The sequence below is a fragment of the Chryseobacterium sp. UNC8MFCol genome, from assembly GCF_000482305.1.
GTDB lineage: Bacteria > Bacteroidota > Bacteroidia > Flavobacteriales > Weeksellaceae > Chryseobacterium > Chryseobacterium indologenes.
The window spans coordinates 499,891-515,705 of the sequence record NZ_KI535290.1; the positions used below are offsets into that span (position 1 = coordinate 499,891).

Genomic DNA, 15,815 nt, shown 5'->3' on the forward strand with positions numbered 1-15,815 from the left:
CTCATCATGATTTTAGATTCAAAAATACCACAAGGCCCATTGGAGCAAAAATGGGACAACTATAAAAAGAAAGCCAAGCTCGTTAATCCTGCGAATCGTAAAAAACTGGATGTTATTGTTGTAGGAACGGGGCTGGCAGGAAGCTCAATTGCCGCTTCATTGGGCGAGATGGGATATAATATCAAATCCTTCTGTTTTCAGGACAGTCCCAGAAGAGCGCATTCTGTAGCCGCTCAGGGTGGAGTAAATGCAGCTAAAAATTACAAAAACGATGGGGACAGTGTTTACAGAATGTTTGTAGATACGCTAAAAGGCGGAGATTTCAGAGCACGCGAAGCCAATGTATATCGCATGGCTGAGTGTTCTTTAAACCTTATCGATCAATCTGTTGCTCAGGGAGTTCCTTTCGGACGTGAGTACGGAGGTTACCTCAACAACCGTTCATTCGGGGGTGTACAGGTGAGCCGGACATTTTACGCAAGAGGGCAAACCGGGCAGCAATTGCTTTTGGGAGCCTATCAGGCGCTAATGAGACAGGTCGGAAAAGGTTCTGTACAGCTTTTTTCAAGACATGAAATGCTGGATCTGGTTGTTATTGAAGGGAAAGCCAGAGGAATTATTGTAAGAAATCTAGATACCGGGGAAATTGAAAGACATGCGGCCCACGCCGTCATCCTGGCAACAGGAGGATATGGAAAAATCTATTACCTTTCTACTTTAGCTATGGGATGTAACGGATCTGCAATTTGGAGAGCTCATAAAAAAGGAGCTTTGATGGCCTCACCAAGCTGGATTCAGGTACACCCTACTTCGCTTCCTCAGTCCGGAGATTATCAATCGAAATTGACATTGATGTCCGAATCATTGCGTAATGACGGAAGAATCTGGGTTCCTCTGAAAAAAGAAGAAAACAGACTACCCAATGATATTCCTGAAAATGAAAGGGATTATTACCTGGAAAGAAGGTATCCGGCTTTTGGAAATCTGGCACCAAGAGATATTTCTTCCCGCGCTGCCAAAGAAAGGATTGATGCAGGTTTCGGAATCGGACCCTTAAAAAATGCGGTATATCTTGACTTTTCAAAAGCAATCAAAGAGCAGGGAAAAGAAAAGATCAAAGAGAAATACGGAAATTTATTCGATATGTATCTTAAAATTACGGGATATGATGCGTATAAAGAACCTATGATGATCTCGCCTTCCGCTCACTTTTCAATGGGTGGGCTTTGGGTAGATTATGAACTGATGACGACTATTCCAGGGTTATTTGCATTGGGAGAAGCCAATTTTGCAGATCACGGGGCCAATAGACTGGGTGCCAACTCTCTTCTGCAAGCCTCTGTAGACGGATATTTTATTGCTCCCTATACGATTGCGAATTATCTGGCGGATGAAATCCACACAGGTAAAATTTCACCGGACGCCCCGGAATTTGAACACGCTGAAAATGCCGTTAAAAAACAGATTCAGGAATTAATCAATATCAAAGGAACAAAAACCGTTGATCATTTCCACAAAACATTGGGAAAGCTTCTTTATGATTACTGCGGACTGGCAAGAAACGAAAAAGGATTACAATTTGCCATTCAGGAAATCAGAAAATTAAAACAGGAATTTTACAACGATGTAAGGGTTTCCGGACAAGGAGACAACATGAATTCCGAACTTGAAAAAGCAGGCCGCGTTGCCGACTATTTTGAAATCGGAGAGCTGATGTGCTACGATGCTTTAACCCGTAATGAGTCCTGTGGTGCTCACTTCCGGGAAGAATTTCAAACACCGGACGGTGAAGCCCTTAGAAATGATGCGGAATATCAATTTATTTCTGCATGGGGGTGGACAGGTGAAAACAGCGAGCCGGAACTGAACCGGGAACCTCTGATTTTCGAAGAAATACAGCCAACGGTAAGAAGTTACAAATAACAAAAAACAGAAATTATGGATTTACACCTTAAGATATGGAGACAGAAAGACAGAAAAAGTGAAGGAAAACTGGTCGATTATGACCTGAAAGGATTGAATTCCCACATGTCTTTCCTCGAAATGCTGGATACTTTAAATGAAAAACTGATTACTGAAGGCGATGAACCGGTAGAATTTGACCACGATTGCCGTGAAGGAATTTGTGGACAATGCGGAATGATGATTAATGGTATCGCTCATGGTCCGTTAAAACATACCACAACCTGTCAGCTTCACCTAAGATCGTTTAAAGATGGGGAAACCATTTTAATAGAACCTTTCCGTGCAGAAGCTTTTCCGGTTAAAAAAGATTTAAAGGTAGACCGTTCTGCTTTTGACAGAATCATTTCTTCAGGAGGTTTCGTCTCTATCAACACCGGGCAGGCGCCGGATGCCACGGCCATTCCGGTTACCCACCAAACGGCAGAGGAAGCTTTTGATTCTGCGGCATGTATCGGATGTGGCGCCTGCGTTGCGACCTGTAAAAACGGAAGTGCGGCTTTATTTACCTCAGCAAAGATTACGCATATGGCACTTCTTCCTCAGGGTAAAGAAGAAAGAAGCAAACGCGTTGTAGATATGGTTACCCGGATGGATACAGAATTATTCGGGCACTGTTCAAATACGGAAGCCTGTGAAGTGGAATGTCCGCAAGGAATTTCGGTACTCAATATTGCCAGAATGAATTTTGAATATAACAGAGCATTATTCTTTAAAAAGAAATAGTTTAATGTAAAGACTGTTAAACATAAAAACAAACCACATAGACACATAGTTTTTTAATTCCTGTTATAAAGGGAGGTCTATGTACCTATGTGGTTTTATACAATTTAAATAAGCTCAGTACATACAATGATGAATTTCGTTTAATTTTTTAAGCCGTCCTCTTATTTGTTTTATCAGGTACTGATATTTGGATCTCTAAAAAATCTTCGGGATCATAATTTTTTTAGGATCATTCTCATCATACAGAATCTCTATATTGCCATGTTTAGGAACTGACGAAAGATTCAAAAGGGTGACAATCTTTTTATATACGGCAATATGTTCGGTTCCTCTGAAATCTTTGAAACCTACCTGGATCATAATTTCAGGCTGGTCATTAACGGTTAAGCCTGTCTGGCTTACACTGATGATATCCGCTTTTGCATTTCTTCCCGAAAACAGGATTTTTTCATCCTTTTTATTTTTAAAAAACTTCCCGACAATCAACTGAAAAACCAAAACATAAATAAGGGTCATCACTCCACTGAAAATAATGGGATGCATAAAGGTGAGGAACTGCCAGCCGAAATCAAAAGAGTCCCTCATGTAGAAATAATAGTATAATCCCACAATATAAGCAATCAACAATCCCACGAATATTCCTCGCAAAATGATTCCTGATGCATTGATAGCCACTTTCTGGTCGCTTAAGATAAAGTATGGCTCTTGTGAAATATTTGGATTCAGCAGGACTTTTACTTTCTTTCCGACATCAAATCTTTTTTCCTGTGGCTTGGAGTCGTGGAACGTCATTTCATGCTCAATGACTGTATTTCTGAGGTTAGGAAAAGATAGTACAATCTGAATGGCATTCATATTGGATTCGGGGAAATATTTTATGAGCTGGTAACGTGTAACAGCAGCTTCTCTTGGAATTCCGTTTCTGAGAATGGAATAAATGGTGCTTCTCTGTTGAAATGTTTTAACAAAAAGGTTGTTCACAAAGAAAACAATAATGTACCCCCAGATTAACAAAGAAAAACCGAGGTATCCATAGCTGATCGCTAATGAATTTCTCGGTTCTGTTGTAAGTTCCTCCGTCATCATATAAATGAATATCGGAAAAGGAACGCAGAAAAAGAAGAGGAAAGCTCCCCAGAAAATGATCATGAACTTCATAGCTGTTGTTTTGTAATCAGCAATAAAGTTATGATATTATTACTTAATCTGAGTTGCGCTACGAAAAATCTACAGTCCTGAAGCCAGAAGGTACTCCCAGCTTCTTTCTTCCAGCTTCCAGCCGTTATTTCTCATCTTCAATAACGCTTTTCTACTTATACTTCTTTGTCAAAATAAAGTCTGTAGTATTTTCCTTTATCATCTTCGCCGGTTTCGATTTTCTGTCTGTCTCCGTGAATATAGATGTGGAAATTTTTATCAAGTTTAATGATACTTTTAAAATGCCTCTGTGTCTTTTTCACCGCTGCCTCACTGATTGGAAATTCTTCCGCAATATTAACCTGCATATCCTGCTCGTAATCAGTTTTAAAGTTGACAAAGCTCTCAATAACATGCTCATCACCCAACACTTCATTAGCGAAATCATCCAATTTAAACTCTTCTTTTTCCTTGAAGAAATTGATGGATTTATTAAGGAAATCTGCCTGATCAGCTTTAGAGACTTCAAATTCCTGTGGTAACTGTTTCGTGATATAATCTTTATACACCATTAACGCTTCCTGGGTATGGAAATATTCGTCGTCACGTTGTTTCACTTTCAGGAAGTCTTCGAACCAGTAGTACATATCTCCGTTTTTGTTGTTGTCAACCACAGAAAGTACGTAGCCCGTATCTTTATCATTATTATATATTAAGGCTGCTTTATCAATTTTAGATAAACCGATTCCCTGGTCTTTTTCAATATCAAATGTTTCTTCCCCCGGATTAATTTTCAGGAAAGATTCTCTTTTCTCGGTTTTAAAGATCCCGATTTTATCCACTCTGTCCGGGCGGTCACTATCATCTTCAAAAAGAACAATGAAAAGCTCACCACTCTGAACTCTAGGGTTCTCTGCTGCTTCGAAAAGGTGCTTTGCAATATTTTCAGATTCCCATATAAATTTGGATTTATCATCAAAAATTTCAGAAACCGCACTGTAAACCGGATTGTTTACCAGATACGTATCACTGTAAAAATGAAAAGTTTCTTCCGATTTGAAAGATCCTAAAAAGTAATCTTCAAGCAATTCTGCCATTCCTTCCTCAAGCTTCAATTCCTCCTGGGAAAGCGTTAGGGAATCTCCGTTGATCTTATTTCCGACTCTGTGTACTATTATTTTTGAAAACATCTTTCTGAATATTTGGACTGCAAAGATATTCATTCTAATCTTTATGCGAAACTTAAAAACAAGGTTGATCTACGGAGTTTTGAACAGAAAAAGAACAGAAAATCTGTTCCGAAAACACTTTAGTTCACTTGATAACTTCAAAGCTTTGCTTTAAAAAAGACCAACCAGGATAACATTCAGGGATATTCAAAATGTAAGTGTTACCATTCTTACTAAGTTTTATAGCGGATCCTGATATTTTTTTCCAATTTGATAAAAACCTTCTCATTTTGAAATGCTTTTTTATTCTAAAACATGAACACAAAAACACGCAAAACATTAGAAATCAAATAATTGCATTAAAATCATTTTCAACGGAATAGTCTTGGCATCATAGTTTGAAAACATAGAAAAAATGGACTTAAAAACATTAAACAGAATAGACAAGTTAAGAAGATTAAAAAGCAGAGGTCCTAAAACACCTTCGTGGTTGAAGCCTTATCACATGCTATTTTTTGCTTTTTTGATCGTTTTCATCTTCGGAGCATTTATGAAAATACTTGAACAGAATCACTTTTAATATATCATCTTATGAATTATTTACAAGCCGTACAGGAAATCACTGATGTGGTTCCTGACTTTGAAAATGAAGTAAAAGAAATTAAAATTCAAAACTCCTACAGCATTATCCGGACATTTACAGAGCGCATAAAAAATATGATCCGCCAAAATGACAGAAATCTGCTGTTCAGAAGTTTACAGAAAATGGACAAAATCTATACTGACGGAGATACGGTATTAAAAAATGCTATTGAGACTACATTTATTTATTCTCTGGACAATTGTACCGCTTTTTGCAGCGAAGAATACAGAAAAGTGATCTTTAGTCATATTTCTGTCAATCTTCAGAAGGTATATTCCAGACAAATTTACAATCACGGTATATAGCGCTTTATTACATTTTTCGTCCCTTTCATTACAAAGTGTTTAAATTAAACAAAAATTAAAATAACTCACAATCAATAGATTATGAAAAATAAAATCAGAAGAATTTCAGACTGGAAAACCTGGAAAACCACGACAAACAGACATAATTCCGAAATACTGTTCACTCATATCGCAGTGATTGCAGCCGTATTTATTTTTGCAGCCTGCCTTTAAATTTTGGTATACATTTCGCTGCAATAATAAGTGTTTGAAAAATTCTTAATTATGATGAAAGTACAAATGCAAACAATTAATCAAAAAACAGCTGTTGAATACTTAAAATTTTTCTATCCGCCACTTCGCAAAGAAATCATACAGTTATCCGCTCAGGATAATTTTGCCGGGATCATGCAGGCAACGGTTAATTATCTAAAGAATCTCCTTCAGGAATCTAAGATCAGCATTATTGCGCATCACATCAAACTGATGGACTGCATCTACAGGAATGGGAATTCGTATGTAAGAAGCATGATCGAAAATCTCTTTGTAAGATCATTCGAAAGCTTTAAAAAACATGCAAAAATCCAGCATTGGAAAATCCTTTATCAATACATGCCTGTAAGCTTCCAGATTATTTATAATGAGCAGCAGAAGCAGGACAGGATATATTTTAAAAAATAATATGATATAGAATCAAAAAGACGAAATGGGCATTTCGTCTTTTTGATTTTACTGTGATTAGGTATATCTTTACAAAAAATTAATATCGATGAAACACCTTCTCTATTCCATGGCCTGTATGGCTTTCTTTTCATGTGGAAATAATGACAATACGATTGATGATCCTAAACCTATAGACAAGGATGTTTATCATTTCCAATTTAAGTATTACCGGGTAAAAGATACTGTTTTGTATCAAGGATCAACAGGTAAAAAATCGACACCTGAGGAATCTTACCTCAATACGTATTGGGAATTTTATAAAGAACCGGCCTGGAAGCAGATAGAGCTGAATATGAAAAGCCACTCCATCACCCTGATCTCAGGAACTTCTGAAAATACCACTTATCCTTTTACGTTATCCAATGACTCTGTTCTGATTCATAACAACAATGCCAAGCCAGATTATATAGGTGACTTTGATAAAAACAATGCATCCTTTACTTTAAAAAGAACTTTCAGATATATTAAAAAAGTGCCAAGAAATGATTCTGAGGGACTGTTGATCCATAAAAATTCTCTTTTTGGAACCACCGAATTCCAGAATATATTTGGAACTGTCTTTACCAACCCTGCTGATATGACAAAATCAGAAGATCAGATTTTATGGACTAATATTGAGTATACATTTTCATTGCAGTAGGTCTTCCATTCTTGACATTTCGGATGGCAACCCCATAAAAACTCCCTGGAAAAATTTCCGGGGAGTTTTTTATTTCCAAACATGATTAATATCATCATAAAGGGAATTACATTCATTAAAACCAGTGAGTTACATTTTAAAAAATCAATATTAATAAGGCTTAACAAAGAATTAATACAATATTATTTCCCTTATTCGTGTAAAAAATATATTTTTGGGGCTCAAACTTTAACCATGAAGAAACTAATTTTACCAATGACATTATTGGCTCTTGCCGGTATTACGTCAATTTCGTGTCAGAACGACATTAATGAAGAAGCTCAGCCAACTGCTGAAACTTCAAAATCCTTTAAAGGAATCAACCCAGTAGTAAGTCTTCCTTCAAAATACCTGAATTATGACGAGGTTTCCGTAGGAGGTAAAAAAATTGCCAATACTCAAAAAACAACTACTGTGACCTTAAACAGCGACCAGATGGTTGTAACGTCACCTAACAAAACATTTATTGGTGGTGTTTATAACTCTACTACGCTGGATAACCTTACCTATACACCCATCTCATATCCGACGAAACCTATTACCGTATCGTATTCGTTTCCTTCAGATTTTATTGTTGATACTATTGAAAAACCTTCGCTTTCAAGCATGAGATCATCCATGTTTAAAGCGATGAAGAGTGCAAATTTCAGTGGCCAGCAGTCATTGGCATTTGATTACAACATCAAGCAGTTCTCCTATTACAGCGAACTTAAAATCGCATTTGGAGCGAATGTAAATATTGGAAGTATTTTCAGTATTGATATCAGCGGCAGTAATAATAAGGTAAAAAAGAATACCGGAATTTTTGCAAAATTCACTCAGAAGAATTTTACCATCGATATGGATATTCCTGACAATGGTAATATCTTCAAAAATGAATCCGATCTGAATCTGGCAGCTTCTAAAAACCCGGTATACATCAACTCAATCACCTATGGAAGATTAGGAATTATTTCTCTTGAATCGGACTACTCTTACAATGAAACTGCTTTTGCTCTTAAAGCAGCATTAAATGCAAAGATGGTTAACGGATCGATCAGCATTGATGTACAGAGTAAAAAAATCCTTGAGGAATCTGACCTTAAAGTATATATTCTGGGAGGTGTAGGATCTGATGCCGTAGAGGTAGTACAGGGATACCAGGGATTCATCAACTTTATTGTTAACGGAGGTGAGTTTACCGCCAATGCTCCGGGAGTTCCAATTAACTTCACAGCAGCACACGCAGGGGACAATTCTGTATACTATACAACATTCACTGTAGAAAAATAATAATGAAAAAATTAATGTATATGATGGCAGCCATTTCAATGGTTGCCTTATCAAGTTGTGCTAATGAACTGGATAAACAAGGGAATGAAAAACCTTTGAACCGTACCCCTGAGCAGGTAATCAATATTACTTCGTTCGGAACTTATCCATCGGTATTACAATCGGGCAAGAACAGAAGCATGCTGGGCAAAGGAGATCCTGAAACATTTACGGAGACCCGCGAGTTTGAATCTTCAGAATCTATCGTATTGCCCCATTTGCAGATGTATATTTTCCCAGGGTCCCTGCTGAAAGGAAATTCTATACAGGACATGAATTTTAAACCGATTACAGCTTCTGTAAAACCAATTACCGTTTCCATGTCAATTCCGGCATTGAATAAAAAAACCGCATTTACCATAGATAAACCTTCTTTGTCAAATACCAGACAGGTGGTCCAGGATTATATCCAGTCTGCGGACTTTACCCAAAACGGAACATTAAGCTACAGTGTTGAGCAATTTACTTCTTATGATGAGCTTAAAGTGGCTTTCGGGTCTAATGTTAATACAAGATCTTTGTTTGGAAAAAATTCTTCTTCTACCAATATTGAAGAAGGGATGATCACTAAGAGAACGGGGTTCTATGTAAAGTTTTACCAGACGTCATTCACGCTGGATATGGATATTCCATCCGGATCACTGGTTAATGATACCAACCTTGATACCGGAGGTGTAGAACCTGTGTATGTAAGTTCTATATCGTACGGAAGAATGGGAGTTTTGGCCATTGAAACGAATGAACTGGCAGAAACAGCCAGAACGACAATCAATGAAACGTTCAGTAAGTTATTTGTAAAGGGAGAAAGCTATCTTACTCAGGAGGAAAAAAACTTTTTGAACGGGGCTGATTTCAATCTTTATATGATCGGAGGCAGCGGCGTTACGGCAGCGCAGTCTTTCAAAGGATATGAAGCTTTCGTTAATCATGTTTCCAAAGGCACATTTTCAAAAAGCCAGCCGGGAGTTCCTATTTTCTGTACCTATTCTTATTTAAATGATAATTCTCCGGTAAAGACTTCATTTAAATTTGATATTAAAAATCCACCGGTTTATGTAAAACTGGTTAAAGAAAATATCGTAACCAGCGGACGAATTAAAAATGCGGACATCAAGCTCTACTTTTATTCCAGTAAAAGCCAGACCAATACCATTGCCCACCCCAGCATCCGCTTTGTCATTAATAAAACAACAACGAATGGAGTGAGCGGCAACGGAGATCATTTTACTTACACGACTACCACAGAGCCTATTGTATTGCAAAATGCAGGTTTGAATACCAATATGACCATTCCCAATCAACGTTTATCAAGCCAGCAAGGAGTCTGTAAGCCAAGAGGGCAACATCCTTGTGAATTTATAATCACCAAAACGGAAGATGTAGCATACACCATCGCTCCAAGCGATAAGTACAATTATATTGTGATCAATTAAAAGATCATCGTAATTTTTATAGTTAACCAAAATTCCCCGGACTTCGTCCGGGGAATTTATTTTATTAATTTTTCTTCATAAAAACATTCTGAATCTTCTGGCTTTCTTCTTTTGTCAGCGGAGAAGCTTTTCCCAGCTTGGCAATGAAATCAGATACTTCATCCTGAGTAGCGGGAGATCCCAGGTTTTCACCTTTAGCATTGAAAGAATCAGCCAACACCTCTCCTTTGGAATTTAAGACCAGCCAGAAAGGGAGACCTGCATTTTCACCTTTGAACTTATTCATCAGTTCCTGCCCGCCTGGATTTTCAAGGGCTTTCTTTTCACCTCTTTCCTGAACATCGATGTATGCGGTAACAAATCTTTTATCAAAAATAGGCTGTGTTTCCGGCAGGTTCATATTTTTTTCCATCATTTTACACCATTTGCACCATGAGGCATGGAATACCAGCAAAACATTTTTCTTAGCTGCTTTAGCCTCTGTCAGTGCATTATTGATTACAACATCTGCTTTTTCCTGAGCCATTCCCCATTGAAAAAACAATAAAGCTGCAACCAACACGATCTTAGAATATTTCATTTACATTTTGTTTTTTAATTCTCTACGAATGTAAACATTTTCTTTAATTTAGTATATGATAAAAAAATAATCCATCAATCTAATTATTAAAGTTGATACAAACATAAAAAATGGTTGAAATAAAAAAATATTATAATCAGGAAGGCCATTCTGAACCGAGAAGGGTTATTAAGTATACTCTATTCTGGTGCTCAGGAGGAACGGCAGAAATTCTTGTTGATGAACATATTTTTGCGTTGAAAACTCATCAGACAGTAACGATTACCTCGGGACAATATCATCAGCTGATAACTGTAAACGGAGAGGTCATCGCTCTTGAATTTACGCTTGATTTTTTCAGTAAAAGCGACAGCGATATTGAGCTTATCTTTCACAACGGACTTTTCTGTCATTTTGGAATGAACGAAATAATCACGATCCGGAATGCTTACTTTTTCTCTGAAACCCTTGACAGGATTGAAAAAGAAATCGAGGAAAAACCTTATCAATATCTGATTTCCACTCATTCTATGATTGAATTACTATTGGTAGAAATCAACCGCAGCAAAATTGCCAACGGCGATGAAATCTGGAAACCGGATGCCTTGTTTTTAAAATTTCTGGAGAAGGTACGCCAACATTTTTCAGATAATTATCCGGTAGCTCAGTTTTCAGACTTATTAAATACAACTGAGGCGAAATTGAATGAAGTATCAAAGCTTCACACCCAAAAAACAGCCCAAAACGTCATTTACAGTCTCATCATTTCTGAAGCTAAACGGCTATTGCTCTATGAAAAACTGACCATCAAAGAAATAGCGTATCAACTGGGCTTTAATGATCCCTTTTATTTTTCCAACTTTTTTAAAAAGCATACCTCATTATCCCCCAAAGACTATCAAAAAAACTTAAAAAGATCTTAAGTTCAGACATCCATATCCTTTCCATCTTCAACTTTCAATTCTCAATTTTCCACTCTAATAAATTTTACATGCTTTTCCCGAAATTGTCTATTCTTTAGGCCCTGTTTTTCACTGAACTTTGTCCCTATAATTGAAAACAAAAATTACAGGTATGAAAACCAGACAAGACATCGCCGTTTTCTTATTAAGAATCGCATTAGCAACGGGGTTTTTATCGGCAGTAGCCAGCAGGCTGAATCTTTGGGGAACCCGATCATCCGGATGGAAAAGTTTTGTACAATACACGGCTGAAACCAATTCTTTCCTTCCCTCTTCATTTGCTCCTTTTTTGGCGATCCTGTCAACCATTGCGGAGTTATCTTTCGGACTTCTTCTTCTTGCAGGATATCAGGTAAAAAAAACAGCTCTTTTTGCCGCTGTCCTTAGTCTGTTATTTGCCATGGCGATGAGTATTTCTTTCGGCTGTAAAGAACCGCTGGATTATTCAGTTTTTGTTTTCAGTGCCGGAGCATTTTTATTGAGTACTTTTTCTCAATATCAATGGAGTATTGACCAGATATTACCTCAAAAACAATAACTAAAAATCATTTATCATGAATACCAACATCAACGATTACATCGTAAAAACAACACAAAACGAATGGCAACCTTTAATTGAAAAAGGAATTCATTATGAAGGTATTTTCGTACAATCATTAAAATTTGATCCTGAGAAAAACCGTTCTACCAACATTCTTCTGAAATTTGAACCGGGAGCAAGCTATCCTTATCACAATCATCCGGCAGGAGAAGAACTCTTTATCTTGGAGGGTGAAGCTTTCATTGCAGGTGCCCATCTTGAAAAAGGAGATTTTTTATACACCCCGCCGGGTTTTAAGCATTCAGTAAAATCAGAGAACGGATGTATTATATACTTCATGATTCCTGAAGAAGTTGAAATTCTCTGACAACAGTACTTTATCTGAAAAAAGTAAAAGCCACCGTAAATCATTCTTACAGTGGCTTTCTTATATGCCCAGAATATACATTTAAAATCATACACTTTCTTCCATGGAAGTTCTCCGTAACAGAACAAGTGTTTTTCTCTTTCTTATCAGGTCAATACTGATCTGAACTGAAAAAGTAAGAACGATATACAATACAATAAGTACCATCACATAACCTATTTCGTGCTGTCTGTACCCGAATATTCCTTTTCCCCAGGATATCAGAATCCATTGGATTATATACATGGAAGTCAGATTTTTGCTGCAATATTGTAACAACTGCATGAATCTGTTTTTTTTGACATTTAAGGTGATTCTGAAGATAATCCATAGAAAAATTAACGTCCATCCGGCAAAATAAATAACACCTCCCGGCCCCATATGATAAAAACCATTGTAATTGTATTTGCCATATTTAAAAACCAATGGAGCCCCAACAGCTATGAATAAAAGTCCAGCATACAACATATTTTTAAATAATTTTTTGCTGTCGTACTTCAGTTCCTGAAACCATTTTCCAAAGAACATTCCAATAATAATAAAGGACATCCACGGGAAAACAGGAAAATAAACATAAGCAGGATAATCGGTACTAAAAAGAAGATCAAGAATATAATTGATCACCGGTACATCTGCATTAATGCCGCTCACCTCTCTTGAAACGAGTGCTACCAGCAAACCAATCACCAGAATGACATACTTATTTTTAACATACTCTCTAATAAAACCAACAAAAAGCAAAGACATTCCCGCCAGCTGTAAAATATCACCCAGTTGCACCAGATACACATATTGTTGTTCTATCGGGGCATTCCATCCGTATTTCTGAATAAAATTATCAGGAGCAAAGCCAAAGATGAAAGGGATCATAAACTTCATAAAGTTCATAAAAAGTCCGGCTAGTACAAGTAAAACTCCCCGTTTTAAAGCACTGCCGAGGCTTTGGTGGCTTGAAGTCATAAAGGTAATTCCCATACAAATCAGAAAGATAGAAGTTCCTCGTCCAAGGAAAACAATAAAACTTCCTATAGTGGTTTCCGATTGTGATTTTACATTGGCATAAATAAGCAAGGTATGTATAATAATCATTCCCAATACGCTCATCCCCTTTATTAGGTCCAACGCAAGTATTCTTTTATTGTATTGTTCCATAGTGTTTAGTTTTTTAAAAACAGATTGATAAATAATATGTACAGAGGTATTTTTCTTAACATTTTTTCATGTATTATTTTGAAATTTTATTTATTCTAAATAAAAACAAATATACAGATAAAATACACATCATTGATTTTTCGATTATATTTTCATAAAAAATTAATAAAGCTCTCACAGAAAGAAGCACCAGTCACTTGTTCTTTCCTTTTGAATCATCTATCTTTGAACTTACCTAAATCACTTAGTTGAATGAATGCAGACTTACAAGCTTTCAGAAAAAATATTCCATGGATAATCAGCGACTCTGATCATTTGGAGTTTTCAGAAATGGAAAAAGGAATTACATTATCTGAAAAATTTACAGAGACATTTCCTGTTCTTACCAATCTCATCAATAATGCAAGAGTACTGGACCTAAAGATTAACGGCCAATCTTATTATCTCCTGTCATGGACTAATAAGGATAATGAGAGCTGTGGTTGGTTAAATAAAATTGAACAAGATTCTTCTCCCATACCGTTTATCGAAGAACATCAGTTATTGTTAAATGAAATAGGCGGTATTCAGGAATCTTATCAGCAGCCGGACCGGGCTTTTACCAATAATCAGAATTTCCTGTTTCTCGGATCTGCCTGTTCAACAGGAATTGAAGGTTGGGAGAATTATTACGAAGAAACCTGCGGTCAGGATCAGAAATCACCTATTGACTACAATAACCTCATCAGTTTTGCGGAAGAAGTTAATGGCAATTTAACATTATATGATCCAAAAACAAAGAAAATTTTACTTTTTGCTCCTGGTCATGCTTTTGAAAATGTTGAGCCTTTGAAAAATCAACCTGAGTATACATTTTATACCATTAATTCCGTCCCTACTTTTGTAGATTACGTAGAAACTTTAGCAACTGAATGGAAAGAAGAAATCAGAACAAGTATATAAAAAATCTCCTGCTTGATACAGGAGATTTTCAAATCAATTATTTAGTCGTTTTAGGTAATTCCGGCGGGCGCATTTTATATTTGTAGCTGTTCAGAGTTTTCAGAAATGCTACAATATCAAAGACCTCATCGTCTGTTAAATTAAGTTTTTCAATCATTCCGGATTTATGTGGAAACTTCGGATCATTTACCTGGTCTCCTTTCGGAGTTTCCCTTCCCATTCCAGCGTTGTACATCATAACAATATTGGCCAGCTCAGGGAAAAGTCCATTATGCATATAAGGCTTATTCTCTGAAACTTCTCTTAGTGTAGGTGTTTTAAACTTTCCTACATCTTCATTTTTTTGGGTTACAATATATCTTCCCAGGTCTTCATATTTCTTTCCATAGTAGGTAAGTCCTAAGTTATGAAATTTCTGATCAGAAAAATAGGATGTATTGTGGCAGTTAATACAGTTTGCTTTGGTTCGGAATAAGTGAAGTCCGTTAAGTTCAGAATCATTTAAAGCATCTTTTTTTCCGGATACAAATTTGTCAAATTTTGAAAGTGGGCTTATCAAAGAACGTTCAAATGTGGCAATAGCTTTGGTGATCTTCTCTTCTGTAACTTCTCCATTTCCGAAGGCTTTTTCAAAAAATGGCTTATAACCCTTAATTTTCCTGATATTTTTTGTAGCAAGAGACATATGAAGATTCATTTCCACAGGATTTTCAATGGGTGCTTTTACCTGTTCTTCCAATGTTCCAGCGCGGCCATCCCAGAAAAAAGTTTTAGCATATCCAATATTCACCAAAGTAGGTGCATTTCTAACTCCCGTCTGACGATCATGACCGAAAGAAACCCTGCTTCCATCTGACCAACCGATTTCAGGATTATGGCAGTTGGCACAGGAAATCTGCCCACTCTTTGAAAGTCTCGGATCGAAGAAAAGCATTTTTCCAAGCTCCATCTTATCTTCTGAATACGGATTATCTTCAGGGAACTTCATTTTGGGTAATGGCCCGATATCCTGAAAACCATCTTTGGCTTCCGGAAACAAATGAGGTGCTGGCCATTTTGACTGGTCACCACTGCTATATAATGTACGCAGTTCTTCAAGGCTATATCCGGTAGGCTTCACCGAAGTATAACTTAATAAACATACTGCTCCTATAATCGCTAAGAAAGCGAGATACCTGTCTTTCAT

17 protein-coding genes are annotated in these 15,815 nt (G+C 36.8%); 12 read left to right on the top strand and 5 right to left on the bottom strand.

From position 1 onward, the window contains the following. The first annotated feature begins 6 nt into the window (after positions 1 to 6). Both M030_RS0116620 and M030_RS0116625 read left to right on the top strand, forming a co-directional pair. Positions 7 to 1,923 carry a fumarate reductase/succinate dehydrogenase flavoprotein subunit gene (locus tag M030_RS0116620; protein ID WP_027374532.1) on the top strand — a complete coding sequence of 639 codons (1,917 nt, stop codon included), beginning with the start codon at positions 7 to 9 and terminating at the stop codon, positions 1,921 to 1,923. A gap of 15 nt (positions 1,924 to 1,938) precedes the next feature. After that, positions 1,939 to 2,688 (top strand): succinate dehydrogenase/fumarate reductase iron-sulfur subunit, encoded by a 750-nt coding sequence (locus tag M030_RS0116625; RefSeq protein ID WP_027374533.1) that lies wholly within the window; start codon positions 1,939 to 1,941, stop codon positions 2,686 to 2,688. 195 nt (positions 2,689 to 2,883) lie between these two features. Here the strand turns inward: M030_RS0116625 and M030_RS0116630 are convergent, their stop codons facing one another. Continuing rightward, entirely contained in the window at positions 2,884 to 3,846 is a 963-nt protein-coding gene (locus M030_RS0116630) for a hypothetical protein (protein ID WP_034722753.1), read from the bottom strand. A 155-nt stretch (positions 3,847 to 4,001) separates the two neighbouring features. After that, the gene (locus tag M030_RS0116635; RefSeq protein WP_027374535.1) at positions 4,002 to 5,015 is read right to left on the bottom strand and encodes a nucleoid-associated protein; all 1,014 of its coding nucleotides are present in this window, start codon (positions 5,013 to 5,015) and stop codon (positions 4,002 to 4,004) included. A 570-nt stretch (positions 5,016 to 5,585) separates the two neighbouring features. Here M030_RS0116635 and M030_RS0116645 point away from each other — a divergent pair. The 6 genes from M030_RS0116645 to M030_RS24360 all read left to right on the top strand — a co-directional run bounded on the left by M030_RS0116645 (position 5,586) and on the right by M030_RS24360 (position 10,067). Then, a complete protein-coding gene (locus M030_RS0116645) occupies positions 5,586 to 5,942 on the top strand; it encodes a hypothetical protein (protein ID WP_027374536.1) in 357 nt (118 codons plus the stop codon). An 81-nt stretch (positions 5,943 to 6,023) separates the two neighbouring features. After that, complete coding sequence (locus tag M030_RS25985) at positions 6,024 to 6,155, top strand: hypothetical protein (protein WP_262483297.1); 132 nt, start codon at positions 6,024 to 6,026, stop codon at positions 6,153 to 6,155. 51 nt (positions 6,156 to 6,206) lie between these two features. Next, a complete protein-coding gene (locus M030_RS0116655) occupies positions 6,207 to 6,602 on the top strand; it encodes a hypothetical protein (RefSeq protein ID WP_027374537.1) in 396 nt (131 codons plus the stop codon). Between the two features lie 88 nt (positions 6,603 to 6,690). After that, positions 6,691 to 7,284 (top strand): hypothetical protein, encoded by a 594-nt coding sequence (locus M030_RS0116660; protein ID WP_027374538.1) that lies wholly within the window; start codon positions 6,691 to 6,693, stop codon positions 7,282 to 7,284. A 234-nt stretch (positions 7,285 to 7,518) separates the two neighbouring features. Continuing rightward, on the top strand, positions 7,519 to 8,595 hold the full coding sequence (locus M030_RS0116665; protein ID WP_027374539.1) for a thiol-activated cytolysin family protein: 1,077 nt from the start codon (positions 7,519 to 7,521) through the stop codon (positions 8,593 to 8,595). Between the two features lie 2 nt (positions 8,596 to 8,597). After that, positions 8,598 to 10,067: a thiol-activated cytolysin family protein gene (locus M030_RS24360; RefSeq protein WP_051585129.1), complete on the top strand. Its 1,470-nt coding sequence runs from the start codon at positions 8,598 to 8,600 to the stop codon at positions 10,065 to 10,067. 64 nt (positions 10,068 to 10,131) lie between these two features. Here the strand turns inward: M030_RS24360 and M030_RS0116675 are convergent, their stop codons facing one another. Continuing rightward, entirely contained in the window at positions 10,132 to 10,647 is a 516-nt protein-coding gene (locus M030_RS0116675) for a thioredoxin family protein (RefSeq protein ID WP_027374540.1), read from the bottom strand. Between the two features lie 110 nt (positions 10,648 to 10,757). Between M030_RS0116675 and M030_RS0116680 the strand changes: the two genes are divergently transcribed. The 3 genes from M030_RS0116680 (at position 10,758) to M030_RS0116690 (ending at position 12,496) form a co-directional block, all read left to right on the top strand. Continuing rightward, a complete protein-coding gene (locus tag M030_RS0116680) occupies positions 10,758 to 11,549 on the top strand; it encodes a helix-turn-helix domain-containing protein (RefSeq protein ID WP_027374541.1) in 792 nt (263 codons plus the stop codon). Between the two features lie 151 nt (positions 11,550 to 11,700). Further along, positions 11,701 to 12,126 (top strand): DoxX family protein, encoded by a 426-nt coding sequence (locus M030_RS0116685; RefSeq protein WP_027374542.1) that lies wholly within the window; start codon positions 11,701 to 11,703, stop codon positions 12,124 to 12,126. A 16-nt stretch (positions 12,127 to 12,142) separates the two neighbouring features. Beyond that, positions 12,143 to 12,496, top strand: coding sequence for a cupin domain-containing protein (locus tag M030_RS0116690; protein ID WP_027374543.1), 354 nt, complete (start codon positions 12,143 to 12,145; stop codon positions 12,494 to 12,496). 87 nt (positions 12,497 to 12,583) lie between these two features. Here M030_RS0116690 and M030_RS24365 read toward each other — a convergent pair whose 3' ends face one another. After that, the gene (locus M030_RS24365; protein ID WP_051585131.1) at positions 12,584 to 13,687 is read right to left on the bottom strand and encodes a heparan-alpha-glucosaminide N-acetyltransferase domain-containing protein; all 1,104 of its coding nucleotides are present in this window, start codon (positions 13,685 to 13,687) and stop codon (positions 12,584 to 12,586) included. A gap of 252 nt (positions 13,688 to 13,939) precedes the next feature. Here M030_RS24365 and M030_RS0116700 point away from each other — a divergent pair, with 252 nt between their 5' ends. After that, on the top strand, positions 13,940 to 14,629 hold the full coding sequence (locus tag M030_RS0116700; protein ID WP_027374544.1) for a hypothetical protein: 690 nt from the start codon (positions 13,940 to 13,942) through the stop codon (positions 14,627 to 14,629). Between the two features lie 37 nt (positions 14,630 to 14,666). On the opposite strand, the gene M030_RS0116705 is transcribed toward M030_RS0116700, so the two are convergent. Next, complete coding sequence (locus M030_RS0116705; RefSeq protein WP_027374545.1) at positions 14,667 to 15,815, bottom strand: cytochrome-c peroxidase; 1,149 nt, start codon at positions 15,813 to 15,815, stop codon at positions 14,667 to 14,669.